At 53.4% G+C, this 21,306-nt stretch carries 17 protein-coding genes and 1 pseudogene; 16 read left to right on the top strand and 2 right to left on the bottom strand.

Annotated elements, in window-relative coordinates; all coding sequences use genetic code 11:
* Positions 1 to 212 precede the first annotated feature (212 nt).
* From HMPREF1992_RS10885 to HMPREF1992_RS10815, 15 genes and pseudogenes are all read left to right on the top strand, one after another.
* Positions 213 to 2,296: pseudogene (locus HMPREF1992_RS10885) on the top strand (TonB-dependent copper receptor).
* A 328-nt stretch (positions 2,297 to 2,624) separates the two neighbouring features.
* Complete coding sequence (locus tag HMPREF1992_RS10880; protein ID WP_037359799.1) at positions 2,625 to 3,056, top strand: hypothetical protein; 432 nt, start codon at positions 2,625 to 2,627, stop codon at positions 3,054 to 3,056.
* 814 nt (positions 3,057 to 3,870) lie between these two features.
* Positions 3,871 to 4,332 (top strand): YhcH/YjgK/YiaL family protein, encoded by a 462-nt coding sequence (locus tag HMPREF1992_RS10875; RefSeq protein ID WP_021685968.1) that lies wholly within the window; start codon positions 3,871 to 3,873, stop codon positions 4,330 to 4,332.
* A gap of 165 nt (positions 4,333 to 4,497) precedes the next feature.
* Positions 4,498 to 4,674 carry a hypothetical protein gene (locus tag HMPREF1992_RS11290; RefSeq protein ID WP_037359795.1) on the top strand — a complete coding sequence of 59 codons (177 nt, stop codon included), beginning with the start codon at positions 4,498 to 4,500 and terminating at the stop codon, positions 4,672 to 4,674.
* On the top strand, positions 4,671 to 5,294 hold the full coding sequence (locus HMPREF1992_RS10865; protein WP_021685966.1) for an N-acetylmuramoyl-L-alanine amidase: 624 nt from the start codon (positions 4,671 to 4,673) through the stop codon (positions 5,292 to 5,294). Before HMPREF1992_RS11290 ends, HMPREF1992_RS10865 begins: the two co-directional genes overlap by 4 nt.
* A 176-nt stretch (positions 5,295 to 5,470) precedes the next feature.
* The gene (locus HMPREF1992_RS10860; RefSeq protein ID WP_021685965.1) at positions 5,471 to 5,746 is read left to right on the top strand and encodes a hypothetical protein; all 276 of its coding nucleotides are present in this window, start codon (positions 5,471 to 5,473) and stop codon (positions 5,744 to 5,746) included.
* 101 nt (positions 5,747 to 5,847) lie between these two features.
* Positions 5,848 to 6,363, top strand: coding sequence for a cysteine hydrolase family protein (locus HMPREF1992_RS10855; protein ID WP_037359765.1), 516 nt, complete (start codon positions 5,848 to 5,850; stop codon positions 6,361 to 6,363).
* Between the two features lie 100 nt (positions 6,364 to 6,463).
* Positions 6,464 to 8,377, top strand: coding sequence for a DUF2075 domain-containing protein (locus tag HMPREF1992_RS10850; protein WP_021685963.1), 1,914 nt, complete (start codon positions 6,464 to 6,466; stop codon positions 8,375 to 8,377).
* A 226-nt stretch (positions 8,378 to 8,603) separates the two neighbouring features.
* Entirely contained in the window at positions 8,604 to 9,530 is a 927-nt protein-coding gene (locus HMPREF1992_RS10845) for a 5'-nucleotidase, lipoprotein e(P4) family (protein ID WP_021685962.1), read from the top strand.
* A gap of 222 nt (positions 9,531 to 9,752) precedes the next feature.
* The gene (locus HMPREF1992_RS10840; protein ID WP_021685960.1) at positions 9,753 to 10,343 is read left to right on the top strand and encodes a hypothetical protein; all 591 of its coding nucleotides are present in this window, start codon (positions 9,753 to 9,755) and stop codon (positions 10,341 to 10,343) included.
* A 72-nt stretch (positions 10,344 to 10,415) separates the two neighbouring features.
* Positions 10,416 to 11,006 carry a nucleotidyl transferase AbiEii/AbiGii toxin family protein gene (locus tag HMPREF1992_RS10835; RefSeq protein ID WP_196801412.1) on the top strand — a complete coding sequence of 197 codons (591 nt, stop codon included), beginning with the start codon at positions 10,416 to 10,418 and terminating at the stop codon, positions 11,004 to 11,006.
* Positions 11,007 to 11,081: 75 nt separating this feature from the next.
* Positions 11,082 to 12,452, top strand: coding sequence for an SIR2 family protein (locus HMPREF1992_RS10830; RefSeq protein ID WP_037359759.1), 1,371 nt, complete (start codon positions 11,082 to 11,084; stop codon positions 12,450 to 12,452).
* 3 nt (positions 12,453 to 12,455) lie between these two features.
* The gene (locus tag HMPREF1992_RS10825; RefSeq protein WP_021685957.1) at positions 12,456 to 14,534 is read left to right on the top strand and encodes an ATP-binding protein; all 2,079 of its coding nucleotides are present in this window, start codon (positions 12,456 to 12,458) and stop codon (positions 14,532 to 14,534) included.
* A gap of 108 nt (positions 14,535 to 14,642) precedes the next feature.
* Positions 14,643 to 16,514 (top strand): Dam family site-specific DNA-(adenine-N6)-methyltransferase, encoded by a 1,872-nt coding sequence (locus HMPREF1992_RS10820; RefSeq protein WP_231366996.1) that lies wholly within the window; start codon positions 14,643 to 14,645, stop codon positions 16,512 to 16,514.
* Positions 16,515 to 16,526: 12 nt separating this feature from the next.
* Positions 16,527 to 18,299, top strand: a complete 1,773-nt coding sequence (locus HMPREF1992_RS10815) for an AlwI family type II restriction endonuclease (protein ID WP_037359756.1) — start codon at positions 16,527 to 16,529, stop codon at positions 18,297 to 18,299.
* Between the two features lie 78 nt (positions 18,300 to 18,377).
* Here the strand turns inward: HMPREF1992_RS10815 and HMPREF1992_RS10810 are convergent, their stop codons facing one another.
* Both HMPREF1992_RS10810 and HMPREF1992_RS10805 read right to left on the bottom strand, forming a co-directional pair.
* Complete coding sequence (locus HMPREF1992_RS10810; protein ID WP_021685954.1) at positions 18,378 to 19,544, bottom strand: MFS transporter; 1,167 nt, start codon at positions 19,542 to 19,544, stop codon at positions 18,378 to 18,380.
* Positions 19,545 to 19,648: 104 nt separating this feature from the next.
* Complete coding sequence (locus HMPREF1992_RS10805) at positions 19,649 to 20,266, bottom strand: TNT domain-containing protein (protein ID WP_037359753.1); 618 nt, start codon at positions 20,264 to 20,266, stop codon at positions 19,649 to 19,651.
* Positions 20,267 to 20,423: 157 nt separating this feature from the next.
* On the opposite strand from HMPREF1992_RS10805, the gene HMPREF1992_RS11360 reads away from it, so the two are divergent.
* Positions 20,424 to 21,134 carry a DUF805 domain-containing protein gene (locus HMPREF1992_RS11360; RefSeq protein WP_051290519.1) on the top strand — a complete coding sequence of 237 codons (711 nt, stop codon included), beginning with the start codon at positions 20,424 to 20,426 and terminating at the stop codon, positions 21,132 to 21,134.
* Positions 21,135 to 21,306 lie beyond the last annotated feature (172 nt).

Genomic DNA, 21,306 nt, shown 5'->3' with positions numbered 1-21,306 from the left:
AGGGCTGTTGCACGAAGTTTTCTAGCTTCGTGCAGCAGCCCCGTTTTCGCGTCCATAACCACAGTCTTTTTCCGAATTTCTCCACATCCCGTTCTCATATAGTCTTCTCCGATTCACATTTTCTATTTGCATTCCCTATCAGAATTGTGCTATTATTCTGCTATCTATCAGATAATCAATCTCATTCTCTATTCCCGCAGGAGGTACACGAAATGACCCGACCGATCCGCCGCCTTGCCCTTCTCGGCATGGCGTGCAGCACGGCATGTTTTGGTGCGCATGCGTATGCAGCGCAGACCATGCCGACGAATATGCACGACGCGACGCTCCCCGTCCCCGCAGGCGAGGAAATGTACGAGTTCACCCTCGATGAGGTCATCGTCACAGGCTACCGTACAGCGACACCGCTCACACTCTCCACCGACCCGCAGCGCCCGCGTCAGCCCATTCCCGCCGCCGACGGTGCAGGCTATCTCAAGACGATCCCCGGCTTCTCCGTCGTCCGCAAGGGCGGACTCGGCGGCGATCCCATGATGCGCGGCATGGGCGGCTCGCGCATGGTGATGGATATGAACGGCGGCGGCATGTCCGGCGGCTGCCCGAACCGTATGGATCCCACGGCGACCTACGCGTTTCCCGAGACGTTCAGCCGCATCATCGTAAACAAGGGGCCGCAGAGCGTCCGCTACGGCGCAAGCATCGCAGGCAGCGTCATCTTCGAGCGGGAGACAGAGCGTTTTGAGCGCCCCGGCATGCGCGGCAGCGTCTCCGTTCTCGGTGCATCGAGTCATCGCTTCGACGAACTGACCGATGTCGCGGCAGGCGGCTCGGAGGGCTATGCACGCATCATCCAGACGCGCAACTATTCGCGCGACTACGCAGACGGCGACGGACGCCGCATCCACTCCGGCTACGGCCGCCATAGCCTCACGGGGATCGTCGGTCTCACCCCCGACACGGACACCCTCTTCGAGGTCGCCTACGACCGCAGCCGCGGCTGGGCGAAGTACGCGCAGGCATGATGGACGGCAGCCAGTTCGACCGTGACAGCTACGCCATGAAGCTTGAGCGGGCGCATCTCTCGCCCGTCGTAGAGAAACTCACGCTGAATTTCAACCATGATACGATCGATCACATCATGGATAACTACACCCTGCGCCCTGCGGGCATGCGCGCGATGGGCACGGACGTGAAGCGCGTGCAGTACGGTGTCCGCGCCGTCACCGACCTGCGCTTCTCACCGCAGACAAGCGCCGCCGTCGGCCTCGACCTGCGCCGCGACGCACACTACTTTGCCGAGGCGCACAGGCGGCTGAAGGGTTCATTCAACAACGACATGGACATCAACAGTTTCGGCATCTTCCTCGAATACAACCGCGACCTCACGGAGCGCAGCCGCCTGCTCACGGGACTGCGTTACGACCGAGTGGAGACGGACTACCACAACGCCCGTTTCCGCAACGGCATGGGGGCGCTCACGCGCGATCTCGTCCCCGGCAGTGCGAGCGACCATGCCGTCAGTGGCTTCGTACGCTGGGAGCGCACGGCAAAGAACCAGCCGCTCACGTTCTACGTCGGCATAGGACACGCGGAGCGCCCCGCCGACTACTGGGAGGCGTACCACACATGGGCGGCGCACAGCAACCGCGTGAACGGCCAGACGGCGGCGCCTGATACCACGCGTCCTGCCAAGGAACGAAGCACGCAGCTCGATCTTGGCTGGGTCTATACGAATGAAAAGACGAACGCGAATCTCTCCCTCTACTACGCGCACGTCGATGACTTCATCCTGAGGAAACCCGTCGGCGGATTCAGCAACGCAGACGCTCGCCTCTACGGCCTCGAGGCGGAGGTCACACGTACCGTGTCTCCGCTGTGGACGCTCGGTGCTTCGCTCGCCTACACGCGCGGCGATGATCGCACGAATGATGCGGCGCTCCCGCAGATCGCTCCGCTCGAGGCAAATCTCACGGCGAAGTATACGCACAAGAAGACAGAGGCAAATGCCATCTGGCGGCTCGTTAGCAGGCAGAACCGCTATCACAAGGGCTACGGCAGCGTCACGGGCACGGACTACGGTCCGACGGGCGGCTTCGGCATCCTCTCGCTCAGCCTTGCCTATCGTCCCGACGAGAACCTGACGTTCTCACTCGGCGTGGACAACCTCCTCAACAAAAACTACGCTGAGTTCGTCAACTACAGTGAGGCGGCGATTCCCGCACTCGGCATCTCTGCCGGCGGGCACATCACGGAACCGGGGCGCACCATCTGGTTTAAGAGCAACTACAGATTCTGAGATCGATTTCAGGACGAGCGGGTGTTGTACGGAGTTTCCTAAGGAATCACTGATAAAATGAAGTCCGTCAGATTGGCGTAGATTTTTTCGTCCGATTGAGGCAGCAAACCGGACGCATAGCCAAAGCTATGTGGAGGATTTGCCGACACAGTGCGGGCAAAAAAGATGCGTCAAGATGGCGCGGCTGAATTTATCAGTGCTTCCCTAACTTCGTGCAGTACCCCTTTTCTATTCTCCTCCTTTTCCCTTCCCCTTTTCGCGGCTCTGTGTTATAATAAATCATTATTAAAATGCAATTTATACGCGCAGTTTGAGGAGGTGGTTGGTCGTGATCGAAGCGGCCAAGACATTCGAGGATTATATCAAAAAGGAAAATATCACGGGCTTTCAGGTTCGTGAGGCGGGTGATGAGCGCAATACCGTGATCTTTGAGAGCGAGATCGAGGTGGAGGAGCGGCGGCTGCCCATCGCCCTTATCATCGACTCTACGGCATACGCCACCATCCGCATCCGCCTCGCGCAGAACGCCGTCGACGATACGAACGCGATGCTCCTCACGGGCTGGCTCATGCGTCAGAATCAGGACAGCCGCCTCGTCAAGTTCTACCTCACCTCCGACACCGCCATCCTCGCCGATGTCGTTGTCCCGCACAACCCCGAGGCGTTTGACCCCGAGGTCATGGTCAGCGTCCTGCGCGTCTTCATCCGCGACATCACGAAGCTCATGCCGGATCTCTCCATGCTCCTGCCGGAGGAGTGAGACACGTTTCCGCATCGTATGATCCCCCAAACGCGATGAATCGTTTGGGGGTATTTTTGTGAAAAATTTTATTGTGCCTATTGACGTTATGTTTTTGCTATGTTATGCTCCATTTATAATTTAGTTAATTACAAAATATTTTTGGAGGTATTAAGACATGAAAATTGCAGTTGTGGCATCCAATGGAAAAGCAAGCAGGGCAATCGTTGCGGAGCTGATTGAGAGCGGGGCATATATCGGCGAACGCGTGTCGCTCATGCAGGCATAATTCAGGAACCCATAAGAAAAAGCTGCCTGGCGGGCAGCTTTTTCTTATTGTGCTACGTATGTTCCTATGATATACTGTGCCTAAGCACTGCCGAAAGGGCGGTCGAATCTTGCCCCCGGGAGGGGGGAGGTTGGTATGGAGACCTACGAATTTCTCACATTTATCGTAGTGTTCACCGTGCTGATTATATCTATAAAACGATAAAAGAGAAGACCCCGCCTTGCGCTCCAAACCTTGGCGGGGAAATCTCGCACACATAGGGGGCGACCGCTAGGCAGTGCCCTTTTCTGCTCTTATTTTATCATAGGAATGGCTGTGCGTCAACGATGGATCCGCTGACGGTACAAGAAAGGGAATTTGTATGCAGCTGACGAAGCGTAAGCACAGTCTCATGCAGCGCGTGATGAGATCAATGCCGCCATTTTCCATGGGGGCAGCTGTTGAAGAATTTTACAGAGATACGTCTCACGGCGAAATAATATATAATATTATACTATAAATTGCAATAAATAATTATAAATAGAAGAAAAACGGAGGAGAGATTCCATGATTTACGGCAGCATATATGACGAGAGCACCTATGCGTTCCTTCCGCCGCGCCTCAAAGAGGCGCTTGCTTTTGCGCGCTCACATGACTTTGCGGCGCTCCCCACGGGAACGAAGAAGATTGCAGGCGACGATCTCTACGTCAACATCGCGCGCTATACAACGGGCGCACCTGAGGAGAAGATCTGGGAGGCGCACCGCACCTACATTGACATCCACGTTCTTGCCGAGGGCACGGAGCGCATTGACGTGAGCTTGATCGAGCGGATGCAGATGGGAGATTACGAGAAGGAGCGCGACTTTACCCCTGCAGAGGGGGCCGTCACATCCTCGACCATCATGCGTCCCGGTGACTTTCTCGTATGCTTTCCCACAGACGTGCACCGCTCCGGTGTGATGGTGGATGCGCCCGCACCGCTGATCAAAGGGATTTTCAAAATAAAGGAATCGCTGATCAAATGAAGTCTGTCCGATTGGTGCAGACAGGGCGGACGAGATGCCCTGAGAGGCGCAGACGTATTGATCCGTGATTCCCAAAATGTGAAGCAGGACAGACTCTCCTTTTCTCTGATGACGGCAGATATTTCAATAGATGAAATCGTTGTCTCACGAGGAAAGGAGATTTTTATGCGAAACTATCTGCCGCGCGTGGACTGGATGGTCGGGACGGGACTCGTCGTCGTCGCGATCCTCTCCGTCTTCTACGGGAGCGCGGAACTGACGAGCAACATCGCCTCGGGGCTCATTGGCTTCCTCGGGCGCACCGTCATGATGCGTGATCCGTCGAAGGAGGGGATGCGATGAGCGCCGTCCTCCCCGCCGCAGCGATGCGGTGCATCACCTGCGCAGATCTGCGGCATCTGGCGGCGGCGTATCGTCCTGCGCTCAACTATGCCGCTGCACGTTGTGCGCGCGAGGTAAAGATCTATCTGCACTGGACGGCGGGACACTACGGGCAGTTCTTCGCCGACTACCATGTTCAGGTCGATGCGGACGGCGGCATCTATGTCATCGGGGATGGTATGCTCGACGAACTACTCGCCGCGACCTATCTGCGCAACAGTGGCAGCATCAGCATTGCCGTCCTCGGCTGCGTAGGCGCAGCGACGAACGATCTCGGCAAGGAGCCGCCGACCGCTGCGCAGATCGAGGCTCTGGCAATGGCTGTGACGGCGCTCGCGGACGGTCTGTGGCTCACGATCGACAAGGAGCGCATCCTCACCCACGGCGAGGCGGCGGACAACGAGGACGGCGTAAATGCCCACGCGCCCTACGGCCCGCGCTCCACCTGCGAGCGTTGGGATCTAGAGTACCTCGGCACAGAGGAGTGCCCTGCATTCCGTCCGTGGGCGACGGATGGCACGCGCGGCGGCGATGTCCTGCGCGGCAAGGCGCAGTACTATCGGGAACATAGAGCGTTCTAATAGAAGGGCCGGCATCTGCCGGTCTTTTTTCATGCGCTGTCATTTTTCTGTCAAAAATTAGGGGTAACTCCTAACAGAATTTGTATTCCATTCGAATGGAGTTCCCATCCGAGATCGGTATGATCACACTGTAAGGCGAAAATATGTCTACCTCCCTCTGAAAGGATGTGGTTCACATGATGACGACAAAAATGATGAAGAGAACGGCCGTCGCCGCGCTCGTCGGCGCCGTAAGCTTCGGCGCTGCGGGCATGGCTGAGGTCTCCGCGAGCACGCTCAGCGTGCCGCAGCAGGCGGCATACACGAGTTTTGATGGACGCAATGACGTTCAACAGCTTGCGTGGGGCGGCAAACGCAAGAAGAAAGGCGGCAAGAGGTACTCGCAAGGCAGCATCAATACGGCGATCATCGCCGGCGCTGTCGTGGGCGCGATCATCGCAAAGAATACCTGAGCGCCTCGTGCAGGAGAGCACCCAATCCTACGGGAGAGGGTGCTTTTTGCGTGCAGAATATGATATAATGCGAATACATGACAGATATGGAGGGTATTATCATGGGAAAGGCAATTGTTGTTGTAGATATGCAGAACGACTTCGTGGACGGAGCCCTCGGGACGCAGGAGGCACAGGCGATGCTCCCCCGCCTCGTGGAGAAACTCAAAGCAGAGCAGACTGCCGGCACAGCACTCGTATTTACCATGGACACCCACGGCGCGGACTACCTCGAAACGCAGGAGGGGAAAAAGCTGCCCGTTGAGCACTGCATACGCGGCACGACGGGCTGGAAGATCGCAGACGCACTCCAACCATTTGTACGGGCAGCGGCAGCCGTCATCGAAAAGCCTACGTTCGGCGCGACCGCCCTCCCCGCCTCCATTGCGGACTATGATGAAATTGAGTTCGTCGGGCTCTGCACCGACATCTGCGTCATATCCAATGCCCTCCTCCTCAAGGCATTCTATCCCGAGAAGCGCATCACCGTCGATGCCTCATGCTGCGCGGGCGTCACCCCCGAGAGCCACGCGAACGCTCTCGCAGCGATGCGGATGTGTCAGGTCGAGGTGCGGTGAGCGGTGCCCTCGGCATTGCTGGAGAAATGTATCTTTATATTTGCAATAGAGAGATATGATGGGAAGAGCATATGATTCGGGTTTAATTTCTTCTTTTTTGATGGCAGAAGAAGATCATATCCTCGGGCGGTTGATGATCGAGGATTCGTTTCGGACCGAGGATATTCAAAAGAACGCATGGCGTGCGGAGATCCAGGTTTTAAAGGAGCAGCTTGCCTCCTTTCCGGACGGAGAGATCGCCTTTGAATTCACGATTCCGCGCATGGGACACCGTGTGGATGTCGTGCTCATCATCCAGGGAATTATTTTCCTGCTGGAGTTCAAGGTCGGGGATGATACGTATGCAAAATCAACAAAAGATCAAGTGATGGATTATGCTCTTGACCTCAAGTATTTTCATGAGGCGAGTCGGGACCGCACAATCGTGCCGATTATTGTGCCGACGGAGGCGGCCGATCAGGCGAATACACTGGCTCTGATGGAAGATGGGATTGCACAGGTGCTCTGCTGCAATCGGCATAACATCGGGGGCGTACTTCAGCAGGTCCTGTCGCAGATGCATGCCGCTCCTCTACCCATGGATGCGTGGCTGGATGCGCGCTATGCGCCGACACCGACCATCATTGAGGCAGCACAGGCACTCTACCGCGCGCATTCGGTTCGTGATATATCGCGCAACGATGCGGGAGCAGAAAATCTGACTGTGACGACGGCAGCGATCAATCAGATTATAGATGAATGCAAGGCACACCACAAAAAGGCGATCTGTTTTATCACGGGAGTCCCTGGGGCTGGAAAGACACTTGCGGGTCTTAATATTGCCAATGCTCGTCATCAATTCGATGAGGATGAACATGCCGTAGTTCTCTCGGGGAATGGCCCCCTCGTTGCGGTTCTGCAGGAGGCATTGGCACGTGATTGGGCAGCGACGCACAATGTGACCAAAGAGCAGGCGCGCCAAAAAGCAAAGATCTTTATCCAGGTGATTCATAAATTTCGCGATGAGGCATTGTCCTCGTCACGGCCACCCGTCGAGAAAGTTGCTATTTTCGATGAAGCGCAGCGAGCATGGGATGCTGATGCGCTGATGAAATTCATGAAGCGGAAAAAGGGTGTGGCTGATTTTCAACAATCGGAGCCGGAGTTTCTCATCAGCATCATGGACCGGCATGCGGACTGGGCTGTGATTGTCTGCCTCGTCGGCGGCGGGCAGGAGATCAATACGGGGGAGGCCGGCATAGAGGAGTGGCTGCATGCGCTGCGTGAACAATATTCGGACTGGGAGATCCATCTATCGGATCGGATGACAGACAGTGAGTATGTGGGGAGCAGTAACATTCAGCGGATGCTGGGGGATCGGGCGTATCGAGTTGTCTCGTCCTTGCATCTGGGCGTATCGCTGCGTTCCTTTCGGAGTGAGCGGCTTGCAGATTTCGTTAAGGCACTGCTCGATGAGGATGCAGCTGCGGCACGAGAGCTCTATGCTGAACTCCACTTGAACTACCCCATCGTTTTGACGCGAGATCTTGCGCGTGCAAAGGCATGGGTACACAGTAAAGTGCGCGGGACGGAGCGGCCTGGGATGCTTGCGAGTTCAAAGGCGAAGCGTTTGAGAAGTGTTGGCATTTGGGTGAATGTGCAGCGGGACCCTGTTGCATGGTTCTTGAATGATCCAGCGAATGCAGATGCTTCTTGTTTCCTCGAGGTTCCCGCTACGGAGTTTGAGGTACAGGGCCTCGAGATCGACTATGGGCTCCTCTCGTGGGATGCGGATCTTCGTTATTGTAATGGAGGATTCGATTATTTTGACTGCCGCGGAGCCCGCTGGATGCATGTCAATAAGGAACAAGGACAACGCTACTTGAAGAACGCCTATCGTGTCCTCCTCACCCGGGCTCGGCAAGGTCTCGTCATCTTCGTTCCTGACGGTGATCCGGATGATGAAACGCGCAGGCCGGAATACTATGATGGTACGTACGAATACTTGAAGTCGCTGGGATTGCGAGAGATTTAAGGAGCGCTGATAAAGCAGACCTTTGGTGTCGAGTTAAAGAAAGGCTTTACATATGGGAAATGAGGACGATACAGATCTCTCAGACGGCGTACGCTGAGAGATTTTTGAAGCTGTTTTTCAAGCAGCTTCTTTTTTATTTCAAAATTTGTGTTATAATAGGTTGAAAATTTTGATATAGGGATCGCTGATCAGTTCGGTGAGCCCTTAGGAAAAGGAGTATTTCACAATGAACACATGGAACATCCAGTGGAAGAACCCGTGGAAGAAAACACTCGCACTCGGCTGTGCAGCATTCCTGCTCGGCGGCAGCGCATGGGGCTATGCTGCACCGACCGTGACGGCGGCAAGCGGCGCGGCGTACGCAGCGAATCCGCAGGATGCACCGATGCCTCTGCCGCTGACCGAGGAGGAGGTAAGCGCACAGCAGCTCGCCGATGCCGAGTATATGGCGCTCCTCTGGATGCGCACCTCGGCAGAGTACCGTGCGCTCTGCTACCAGGGCTACAATGCGGCACTCATGGCGATCGACCGGGCGCAGGCGAACCCCGCTGCCCGCAGCGGCAAACCGCTCGCCATCGTCCTCGACTGCGATGAGACCGTCACGGACAACACGCGCGCCATGGCAGCGGCTGCCGCCGCGGGCAATGGCCGCTACGATGCACTCTGGTGGCGCGCGACCGTGCACGAGGGTCGCTCCGAGGCCATGCCGGGCGCGGTGGAGTTCCTCAATGAGGTCGCACGGCGCGGCGTTGCCATCTTTTACGTCAGCAACCGCTGGAGCGAGGTCAACTACGAGCCGACCATCCAGAATCTCACGGCACTCGGCTTCCCCTCCGTGGACGCCGAGCACGTCCTCCTCATGGAGGATCGGCAGATGAGCGACAAACAGCCGCGCTTTGACCGGGTCACAGAGGACTACGATGTCGTCGTCTACATGGGCGACAACGTGGGCGATCTCCCGCTCGGGACGAAGGGTATGAACCGCGCTGCGCGCAATGGCGCCATCGACGCGGCACAGGAGGAGTTCGGCATCCAGTACATCGTCTTCCCGAACCCCGCCTACGGCTCCTGGGTCAGTGCGCTCTCAAAGGACTACATGACCATGAGTCCCGAGGCGCGCGAAGACTTCTATGCAAAGACACTGACGGAGTAACAGAACACAATGAAAAGAGCCCGTCTCTGCTTTCTTGTTGAACAAGGGAGCAGGGGCGGGCTTTCATAAAATATCAGACATAATAGTCCTTGCTATGTGTCCGGTTTGTTTCCTTGGCAGGAAAAACTACATCAATCGAACAAACTACATTTTATCAGCGACAACATAAAATGATTGATTTCCTCCTCTTAGTCCAATATAATTGAACTAGGAGGAGCAGATATGATAAAAACCACAAATATGATATTAGCGGAGCTGAGCTCCTATGCAAATCCCAAAGCAAAACTATCCCGCCTCGTCAAAGAGGGAACATACATCCAGATCGTAAGAGGGCTCTATGAAACAGATCGAGGTGTCCCGAGGCACCTTCTTGCCGGAAGCATTTATGGACCATCTTACATTTCTTTTGCGTATGCACTGGGATTCTATGGTATGATCCCCGAGGCGGTCTATGCGGTTACAAGTGCTACGTTTGAAAAGAGAAAGAATAAGAAATATCAAACGCCTTTTGGTATGTTCCTTTATCGAGATGTTCCATCCGCCGTATTCCCTTTGGGCATCAGACTCTTGCAGGAGGGGGACTATTTTTATCGCATCGCAGAACCCGAGAAGGCACTTTGCGATCAGCTTTATACCATGCCGCCGACCGCAAACACAAGGGAACTGTCTGCACTCATATTTGAAGATCTCCGCGTGGAAGAGACGACGTTTCAGAGTTTAAGCGCAGAGAAAGTTGCATTTCTCGCGCAGTTTTATCGATCGACGAATATCAGACGGCTTGTCGCATTATTGAAAAGGAGGCGGAGAGGATGAATGCAGGGATTGAGCAGATGCTGCATTTGACCTTGCGGCGTACTTTCCTGCACTTGAAAAAGAAGTGCGGTCATTCGGGCTGAATCTCACCGTCGAAAAAAAGAAAAATTACGGGAAAGCAATATCCAGTCAGCGTTTCTGAAGAGGAATACGAAAGAGCATCTGCTATTGTTTTATGTGGATGAAGGCTTCACGGGCGGCGTCTCAAGGGATGAGAAAATCAAGATCAAATTCGAGATCGATGTATGCCCGCCCACACACGCGACGTTTGAGCATCGGTATGAGCTCCGACCGTCTCCATACAGCATTGATCTGTACGATTTGCCCTCCTTGTTTGCCGGAAAGATACACGCTGTCATCTGCCGCGCATGGAAAAACAGGGTCAAGGGAAGAGACCTGTACGACTATGTTTTCCTGCTTGCAAAGGGCGCGCCTGTCAATCTGGAGCATCTGCGCGCACGTCTCATTCAGTCCGAGCGCATCTCACCCGATGCCCCTTGTGATCTCCCGGAGATCAAACGGATGCTGTGCGAGCGGTTTGACGCCATTGATTTTGCGCAGACGCGGCAGGATGTCGAATCGTTTATTCGTGACAGATCGAGTCTCGATCTATGGAGTGCAGATTTTTTCAAGCAGATCACGGAGAGGCTGAGGGGGCAGTAGGGAAAACATCCGTGTGGTCAGAGAGTTACAGCCGGAAAATGAACTCACAGTACTTGCATGATAGGAGTAAAGGAAATGGAAGAAAAGGAAAATGCATCCAATTTTGTCAAAGTTCGAGATGACAATGAACCAATTTGTTTTTCATGGAATGAGGAAGAAGGAAAATTCACTATAGGGAAAACAGGGAAAAGCTGTTGGTATTCTGATGATGGAGCATTTTCGAAACACGAGTTGCGCATGCGTATAGAACCTTGGCTTACTTCTCTTTTCCAATCAGAACATCTATCGCTTCTTACAGGAAGCGGACTTACAAATGCGGTGCAATATGCGGCTTGTGATCATTCTGATAATGGAATGGGGGCGGGAGCTGATTTCACTGTATTTGGAGATGAAATTGAGCAGGCGGCTATACGAATGGCAAAGGAAGCCCATCGTGGTGAAGAAAATATTGAGGATCAAATTCGCGCAGCTAACGAGCTCGTTCGAGGTCTTTCCATTATCAAAGATTCGACCGAGTTTCCGGAGCTGTCGTCAAAGTTGACGCGGGTAGAAAAGGACTTGAATACCGTTATTGAAAGGTTTACGAATAGTATTTCACGTGGGGAATATCTCATAGCATCAGCAGATCGGGAAAAGAGAGCATGTGCTTTTCATAATCTGATTCTATTTTTGATGAGTTTTGCGAGCAGAACCGGTACACGGGATCGCCTTCATATTTTTACAACAAATTATGACCGCTTGATCGAAGCTGGGGCTGATCTTGCGGGCTTACGTCTGATTGATCGATTTGTGGGGGGGCTTTCACCAATTTTTCGTTCATCTCGCATGGATGTCGATATGCACTACAACCCTCCAGGGATTCGGGGCGAGCCGAGGTATTTGGAAGGTGTTGCACGCTTTACAAAGCTTCATGGTTCCCTTGATTGGTTCGATGTAGAGGGAGATATCAGGCGGATAGGACTTCCCTTTGGTGCAAAATCACTCACCCCCTTTTTGGAAGCTGCACGAATTGAGGGTGATTATTCTCGTCTTATGATTTATCCAAACTCTGCAAAGGATCGAGAGACGGCAGAATATCCTTACGTCGAGTTGTTTCGTGACTTTGCCGCTGCAATATGTCGACCGAATAGTACACTCGTTACCTATGGATACAGCTTTGGAGATGACCATATCAATCGAGTAATTCGTGATATGTTGACGATTCCATCGACGCATTTAGTCATTATATCCTATGATGATGTTTCTCGTAGAATCAGAGATAAATATGAGACATGGGGGCGAAAGAGTCAGATCTCCCTACTTGTTGGAAAAAATATCGCCGATCTTGGCGAGTTGGTTCATCATTATTTACCAAAACCTGCAATTGATCGTGCAACAATGAGGATGGCAGAGCTTTTGCGACAGCGCTTTAACCAGCCGTGTGATAATAAATCGGAAGGTGAATAAGTCATGAATACGCTTATGGAAAATGCTGAATCAATGAAGATTGGCAGCGTTGATTTTGTCTCTCCAAATGAAATCAGGGTCTTGCTTGATTTGGATGCGCCGAGTGATGTTGCTCTCAATGCCGGTACCCCACGACCATTTCCGCGCGTCAACAACTATGTGCTCGTGCCTGCTGAGGGCGGCTTCCTTGTTGCTCAAGTCGAATGGATTACGATTGAGCGGGCTCAATTTCCAAAGAGGCGAGGAATGCAGGATTTCGGTGTCTTGGATTTGCCCTATCCACTCCGCAAGATGAGCGTTGTACCGATTGGCCTCCTTCGGGAAAAATGGTGTGAAATCATTGCATACACTTCCTATGAATTTTCACGTGGAATAGAAGTGTTTCCAACAGTTGGAGATCCTGTCCTTATCCCGACACAGAATCAACTTCGGTATATTGTTGAATCTGGGAGTAATCGCAGAGTTCCTATAGGTGTAAGTCCGCTTGCTGGAAATGCCACGGTTGCAATAGATCCAGATCGTTTGTTCGGAAGACACTTTGCTGTTTTGGGAAATACCGGGAGTGGGAAATCCTGTTCTGTTGCGGGCCTTATTCGATGGTCAATCGAGGCGGCTCAGAAGGGGCTAAAGGAGTCCCCACATAGTCGATTTATCATACTTGACCCGAATGGTGAATACACAAAATCATTTTCCGACATGGAGAATGTCCGTATTTATGGTGTCGAGAAAAATAAAAGTCTTCATATGAAACAGTTACGGGTGCCATTGTGGCTCTGGAATACTTCCGAATGGGTGGCATTTGTACAAGCTGGCGGCAAGGCACAAAAACCTACGCTCGTACAGGCGTTAAGGTGTGTGAGAGAAAATATCACTATTGTAACCAATAAGCCGCAGATGCGAATGCGACAATATCTTAGAAGCATAGTGGCAGTACATCAATATGAAATAGTACATGGCAATCATTTAGCAGGAGGTGGGAAAAGTAAAGGATATCTTGAAAAAACTAATACATGGATTCAGAGGATTGAAAACAAGGAAGATTTTTCAAGTGAAGAAAATGAAGCAATTACCAAGGTGAAAGAAGCTTTTAATATAGTTGTTAATTCAAATGTTGGGAACAAAGAATGGCCTAGATTTCCCCCTGATCCCGTTGAATCTTTACAAGAAGCAATTTCATATGCATATATTATATTTGGTGGCTCAGATGCAGACGTCCTACCCATAGATGCAGATATTCCTCGACCATTTACAGGAGAGGATTTCCTACACAGTCTTGAGGCAAATGCAGAGCTTCTGAATACATCAGAATATGTGGAAACTATGCTGATGCGAGTGAAAACGCTTCTTTCGGATGCAAAGTTAAAGCCTGTTATTTCTGCGGAGCTTGATATTACACTAGAGAGTTGGTTGGATCAATATATATGCCCGTCGAATGGTTCGGCTAGCAGTATTACTATTATTGACCTTTCACTTTTACCGGTAGAGGTTGTACATATCATTACGGCAGTGATGGCTCGTATTACATTGGAAGTGCTGCAGCGATATCGACGAGAGCATAGAGGTGAGACCCTGCCCACTGTTTTGGTAATGGAAGAAGCACATACCTTTATCAAACGATATCGCGATGATGCAGAAAATGCCGATGCGTTTGCCATGTGTACCCGTGTATTTGAGAAGATCGCACGTGAAGGAAGAAAATTCGGATTGGGCTTAGTATTGTCCTCACAGCGCCCAAGTGAACTATCACCGACGGTTCTTTCACAATGTAATTCTTTTTTGCTGCACCGGCTTTCCAATGATCGAGATCAAGAGCTGGTGAGTAGACTTGTGCCGGATAACCTGAGAGCTCTACTGCGAGAGTTGCCCTCACTACCAGCGCAAAATGCAATTTTATTAGGCTGGGCTTCAGAACTTCCCGTTATGGTTAAGATGAACCATCTGCCCTCTAACTTCAGGCCAAGATCAGATGACCCGGGATACTGGGAGGCTTGGACAAAGGGGAGAAGAAACATAAATTGGAAGAATATAGCAGAAGACTGGCAAGGGTATTCGACATCACCAAGTTGTGACTCGCCCACATGAGATGGTATAGAGTTTATGCTGGATGTAAACATTCCGTAAGCCCTCCGAATATGTTATAATGCCACAAGGAGAGCGGGCGACGAGTATATGACAGCAACTAATATGAACATGGCAGAAGAATACAAGGCAAAGCCCATCCTAAAGTGGGCAGGCGGGAAGACGCAGCTGCTCGGCGAGTTGTGCGCGAAGGTACCGTTGCACTATGGGAAATACATTGAGCCGTTTTTTGGCGGCGGGGCATTGTTTTTTTCGTTGGAGCCGGAGCACGCTGTTCTTGCGGACAGCAATCCGGAGCTCATCAATATGTACCGTGAAGTCGCATCGAACGCAGAGCAGGTCATCGCATATCTGGAGCAGTATGAGAATACTGGCGAGCGTTTTTATGAGGTGCGTGCACTTGATTGGGAGCAGCTGCCTCCAGCAGAGGCGGCTGCACGGATGATCTTCCTCAACAAGACTTGTTTTAACGGACTTTACCGTGTCAATAAGAAGGGGCAGTTCAATGTTCCTTTTGGGCGGTATAAAAATCCAAAAATCTGCGATCATGCGGCGATTCTTGCGGCGTCACGCGTCCTTTCGCGTGTAGAGATCATCTGCGGTGATTATCTGGATGTCCTGGAACATCATGCGGCGGCGGGGGATCTGATCTTTCTGGATCCGCCGTATCTGCCGATCTCGGCGTATGCGGATTTCAAGCGCTATACGAAAGAGCAGTTCTATGAGGAGGATCATGTACGTCTCGCAGAGATGGTCGCACGTCTCTATGAGCGCGGGTGCTATGTGATCCTCACGAACTCGAACCATCCGCTCGTGCATGAGCTTTATGCTCCGTACCGGATTGATATCATTCAGACGAAGCGACATATTTCCTGCAATGGGAAGAGTCGTAAAGGAGAAGATGTAATTGTAACGGCAATCCCTGCGCCGTACCCGCGTATTACGTTCGGTGAGGTCCCCCTTTCGCCGCAGGTTTCGCACTATCCGCCGACGCGCTTCATGGGGTCGAAGCAGAAGCTTCTCCATGAGGTTTGGGCGGTCGCGTCACAGTTTGGCGCAGAGACCATTACAGATCTCTTTTCTGGCTCGGGGATTGTCAGCTATATGTTCAAGGCACAGGGCAAGACTGTCCTGAGCAATGATTATATGGCGATGTCAGCGACGTTCTCAAAGGCGATGGTGGAAAATAATACGGTTACACTTTCGTCACGCACGGCGGAGGAGCTGCTTCTCGCGCAGAAGGAATCGGATCACTTTGTTGCACAAACGTTTCAAGGAATCTACTATACGGATGCGGAGAATGAGCTGATTGATACGCTGCGGACAAATATTCGTGATCTGCACAATCCGTACGAGCAAGCGATTGCGATGACGGCACTCATTCGCGCATGCATCAAGAAACGTCCACGCGGCATCTTTACATATACAGGGCATCGTTATGATGATGGCAGAAAAGATCTGAAAAAATCATTGGCAGAACAGTTCCTTGCGGCAGTGGAATTGGTGAATGCGGCGATTTTTGACAACGGTCGGGTGAACCGCTCGCGCTGGGGCGATGCGATGACGCTCCGAACACCGGCGGAGCTCGTCTACATGGATCCGCCCTACTACTCGCCGCTCTCGGACAATGAATATGTGCGCCGTTACCATTTCGTTGAGGGACTTGCACGGGATTGGGAGGGCGTGGAGATTCAGGCGCATACGCTGACGAAAAAATTCAAGTCCTATCCAACTCCATTCTCCTCACGTCTCGGTGCGGCAGAGGCATTTGACCGCCTGTTTCGTAAGTTCGCTCAGAGCATTCTGGTTGTGTCTTACTCCTCAAACAGCCTGCCGACACAGGAGGAGATGCTTGCTCTGATGGCAAAATACAAGGAGCACGTTGAGGTAATACCTGTGGACTATCGCTACTCATTCGGCAATCAGGGGGCTGCGAAAACACATCGGAACTCTGTGCAGGAGTATCTCTTTGTCGGGTATTGAGGGGATGTGATGATGGTGCGGGAAATCGATATCTGGTTGGTCGGCAATACGGGATTGCGCAGCCCGAACCGTATTCAGGAGGGCTTTCGTATCTATGCGGAGTCTCCATTTGTGGGGAATTTTCGCGGGCGGGACAACGAAATCGGTTTCATGAATCTCCTCAATGAACGCGGCATCATCCACAACGAGGCGGGAAAGGATGTCTCTGGCAGCCATGCACGAAAGTGGCGGCTGATGTTCGCGAAGAACGGACTGATCTATCCGCAACTAAAAAAAGAGGATGGGGCGCAGGATTCTCTGGGCGCACTTGATGCGATTACACCATTTGGGCGTACGTTCCTCATAGCGGATACCTATCCGGCAATGCAGGAATGCTTCCTCCGTGCGATGAGCGTTGCACAGTTTCCGTTGCCGGGGGAAGGTTATTTCGCACCACTTCGTTGGGTGCTGACAATTATGTTAGAGCTCGAGCGACGCACGGGTTCGTCTGAGATCAGTCGCATCGAGTTTGCCCTTTGGGCACAGACGACAACACCGCAGGACGATCTCTCTGCCGTTGTGGGTCGCATTCTTGACCTCAGGGAGCGCCGTCAACATGCTGCGTCGAAGAGGAAGTTTGATCGCGGCGAAATCGAACGGCGTGCGGAGTGCTACCAAAAGAAAGCGGATAATTTTCTCGACTACGCAGATATGAATATGCGCTATCTCAGGATCACAGGCATCTTCCAACGCAGAGGCAGAGGGCTGATGATCCTGCCGACGAAGCATGTTCTGGCAGAGCAGCTTGCGCAGTCATTGGTCTCAGAGGATTCGCTCCTGCATTCATATAAAGTATTGTGTGCCGGAGCTCCTCTACCGACGGACGATGTTCCTGTTGCGCGTAAATTGTTGGATGAGCTGCAAAAACTCCTAAAGGAGCGGCACATCGCATTTGAGCCTCCCGCGCCACCTCTCGAGACAGCGGTACAGATCAATGTTGCACGACAGAGACTGGAGCAGCTCTTGGCGCAGACAGATGAGATGCAGTATGCGCAGCGCCAATGCCACGAGTGGCGTGAGATCTCTGACTATATGACACTCATCCTGCGCGGCGGCGGGAAGAAGACCTATGATGAGGACTATGAGATCGAGGTGCCGCGGGATGAGCTGCCTGTGTACCTCGAGTGGATTCTGTGGCGTGCAATTCTTGCCATCAATCACCTGACTACGATGCCGTACGAGGTGCGCGGGTTTAAGATGGATGCGGACTTTATGCCGGTCAGCACCGCAGGCGGCGGCAAGGGCGATCTCTACAGCGAGTTCGACGATTTTGCGATCCTCACGGAGGTTACGATGTCCTCGTCCTCGCGGCAAGAGGCGATGGAGGGGGAGCCAGTGCGACGTCATGTTTCTGATGCGGTTCTCCGATGGGCACCCAAGCCGGTCTACGGACTCTTTATTGCGGTGAAAATTGATACGAATACAGCAGAGACATTTCGCCATGGGATATGGTATACGAAGCAGGAGGATGTGCGGCAGGAGCTGCAGATCGTTCCATTGACACTGGCACAGTACCAGATGTATTTTAATGCAATGTTTGAATCTGGCAAGATATCACCGTTTCATGTACGCGAACTGCTTTTGTACTGCGGAAAAAATCGTGCGGAGATGGATGCGCCTGCATGGAAGAGACATATTGAGCACGTCATTCGAAACCAGACAGAGGCACTTCGCGCTTCCTATGTTTACGAGGTACCTCCGATGCAGGTGGCAGCAGATCCATTTGCTGCCTATAGGAAAGAATGAGAGATGTCCCTTATAAATAATAACGGGGCAGCTGAACAAAATTAGCTTTTCGTTCAGCTGCCCCATTATCTTTCTCGTTTATCTCCCCTGCACGTCTCTCACATAGACGTAGCGGCAAAGGAGGGCTGCAGCGCCGGCAATCGCCGCGCCGATGTAGCCGATGTGAGCGAGGTGGCCGTCCCCCGCCGCGAGCCCGCCGATGTACGTTCCACTGCCGATGCCGAGGTTGAAGATGCCCGAGTAGATCGCCGTCGCAACGGTCGATGCGTCGCGCGGGACCGTTGCGAGAACCTCCGCCTGGAACATCGTGTTGTAGAGCGTTGCGAGCATCCCGAGCAGCATCGTGAGCACGATCATCGTGCCGACGGAGATGGATGCCGCCTGCCAGAGGAAGAGCATGGCCGCGACCCCTACGAGACACCAGCGCAGCAGGAAAAAGCGGCGCTTTCCATACATCCTGGAGAAAATGAGGCTCGCGAGGATGCCGCTGACGCCAAGCAGCATGAGTGCCGCCGTAATCAGATCGGGCGAGAACTCTGCGACATTGTGCAGGAACGGCTCGATGTAGCTGTACATTGTAAAGTACGCCGTTGCAAAGAGTGCCGTCATGATGTAAATGCACGCAAGTGCAGGCTGGCGGACGAGCGACGGCAGTTCGCCGATGGTGACCCCCTCTCCCGGTGCCCGTTTTGGCAGGAGAAATGCGAGATAGACGAACGCTATGACGGCGACCGCGGCGAGCAGCAGGAACGTCATGCGCCATCCCGCCGCGAGGCCGATCACACGCCCGAGGGGAAGCCCGACAATCGTCGCGACAGAGCTGCCCGTCACGATCATACTGAGTGCCATCGGCCGATGCTCACGCGTCACGAGACGCGTCGCAAGCGGGGCGGCAATCGACCAGAAAATCGAGTGCGCGCAGGCAACGATGATGCGTGCGCCGAGCAGCACATCATAGCTCGTCGCGAGCCCCGAGACGAGCTGCCCGAGCCCAAAGAGCGCGACCATCAGGAGCAGAAGCCGTTTCAGCTCCATGCGGCAGGTCAGCAGCATGAGCGGCAGTGAGAGCAGAGCAACCACCCACGCATAGATCGTGATCATCTGCCCCGTCGCCGCCTCCGTCATGGAGAACGACTCCGAGATATCGATGAGCAGAGCGATCGGTATGAACTCGGATGTGTTAAAGATAAATGCGGCAATCGTAATGCCGAGCAGCGCCATATATTGACGCATTGGAATCTTCATGAGAGCACCCCTATCCGTGTAGAATTTTTTCCATTATAGAAAAAAACGGGAGGAATGCAAGAAAAAAGTGCAGTCGGAAAGTTCGTTCTGCAGCAGCTCGTGTATTACGCCGCCTCGTTCTCCTCGGCCAAGTCCACCTCACGCAGCATGGATGCCTCCATCAGATTCACGATGCGGTCGGGGAGCTTGTACTGAATGCCCCCGCCCAGGCGTCCGAACCACGGGGCGATTTTCCCCTTCTGCACGCCGTCGATGGCACGCTCGACGCGGTAGACGTGGAAGTCGCCCTCACGCGTCGTGCTCGGCAGTGCCCGCTCCTCGAACGTCATGCCATCCGGCGAGACGTAGCGCCCCCCCGGGCCGCCGTAGCGGGTCAGTACGTCGCCCGTAGGCAGCGTGACCGTCACGATCAGTCCGACAGCGCCGTCGTTGCTCGGGTAGATCGGCCGTCCGTCATCGGCGTAAAAACGTGCCTCCCCTTTCTTGCCCGGAGTATAGGCAACCCCCTGTTCCGCCGCGAGCCCTGCGATGAATTCATCCGTTGGCGGAGCGAAGTTGTAGTACATCTGCCAGTAGCGCGGCTCCGTCTGTACGTCGGCTGCCTGTGCGGCGGCGGGCGCGCCGATGGCGAGCGGTGCATCGGAGACGAACGGCGAACCGAGAAGGGCGCTCAGCGCGAAGAGCGCAGCGGCAATCAGGCGCATGGGAGATATGGTCTGCATGGGAGTTGCTCCTTTCAGCATATTCATACAATTCGATATTTATATCTTATTACATCCATAAAAATTTTGTCAAGCTGTCATTTACTACAGTACCTTTCGTCGCATTTTCGACTATAATGGAGTAAGAAGATATTTTTTTCGATAAGGAGGAATCATCATGGCGTTCTGTGAAAACTGCGGCAATCAGCTGAATGCAGGGGAGCGGTTCTGTACGAACTGCGGCACGCAGGTCGCGGCAGCTCCACCCCGTCCTGCCGCCCCTCCAGCAGTTCCTGCACCGCCGCCGCCCACAGCACAACAGGAGCCCCCGCAGCCGATGCATTCGATGGGCTCTGCTGCCGGCGGCATGGGCGCTGCAGCCGGAGGAGCCGTCGGGGGAGTAATGGGAGGAGGAACGGGCGGGCAGCCACCGCAGATACAGCATGCTCCGATGCAGCAGATGCCGCAGCAAGCGACACAGCAGCAGACGGGCACATACGACGGTGCTGCGGAGGGACAGCCACCCTCAGCAAAGAGCATCAAGGAGATGTTCTTCACCTATCGGGGGCGTCTCAACCGCAAACCATTCATCCTGCGCGGGTTTCTGCTGAGTATCCTCTCGTCTATAATGTCGACCGTCATGACGGAAATGACAGAAGCCTCCTCTGTGGTGATGCATTTGCTCGCGCTGCTGCCGCTCATCCTCATGGTGGTTTTTGGCGCTGGCGCCTTTATGCTCATCATCCGCCGCTGGCATGACCTGGGCAAGAGCGGCTGGCTCTCCCTGCTCATGCTGATCCCGCTATTCAACTTCTTCGTTCTGATCTTCCTGTGGGCGAAAAAGGGGACGGATGGCCCGAACACATACGGCGACGATCCATTGGCATAGTTGTCCTCAGCCCTCCCCATTATGACGGGGATGTGGTCAACATCAGTCAATCGCCAATGCTCGTGTTCTTGGGACGGTTGCGCAACCCATTGCCCAATCAGCGGAGGAACCTCGCGGCAGTGGAAGGCGCACAAAAATAAGGGGCTGTTGCACGAAGCTAGAAAACTTCATG

This window comes from Selenomonas sp. oral taxon 892 str. F0426 (assembly GCF_000468035.1).
Taxonomy (GTDB): Bacteria; Bacillota; Negativicutes; order Selenomonadales; family Selenomonadaceae; genus Centipeda.
This window is presented reverse-complemented; position numbering and strand designations above follow the sequence as displayed.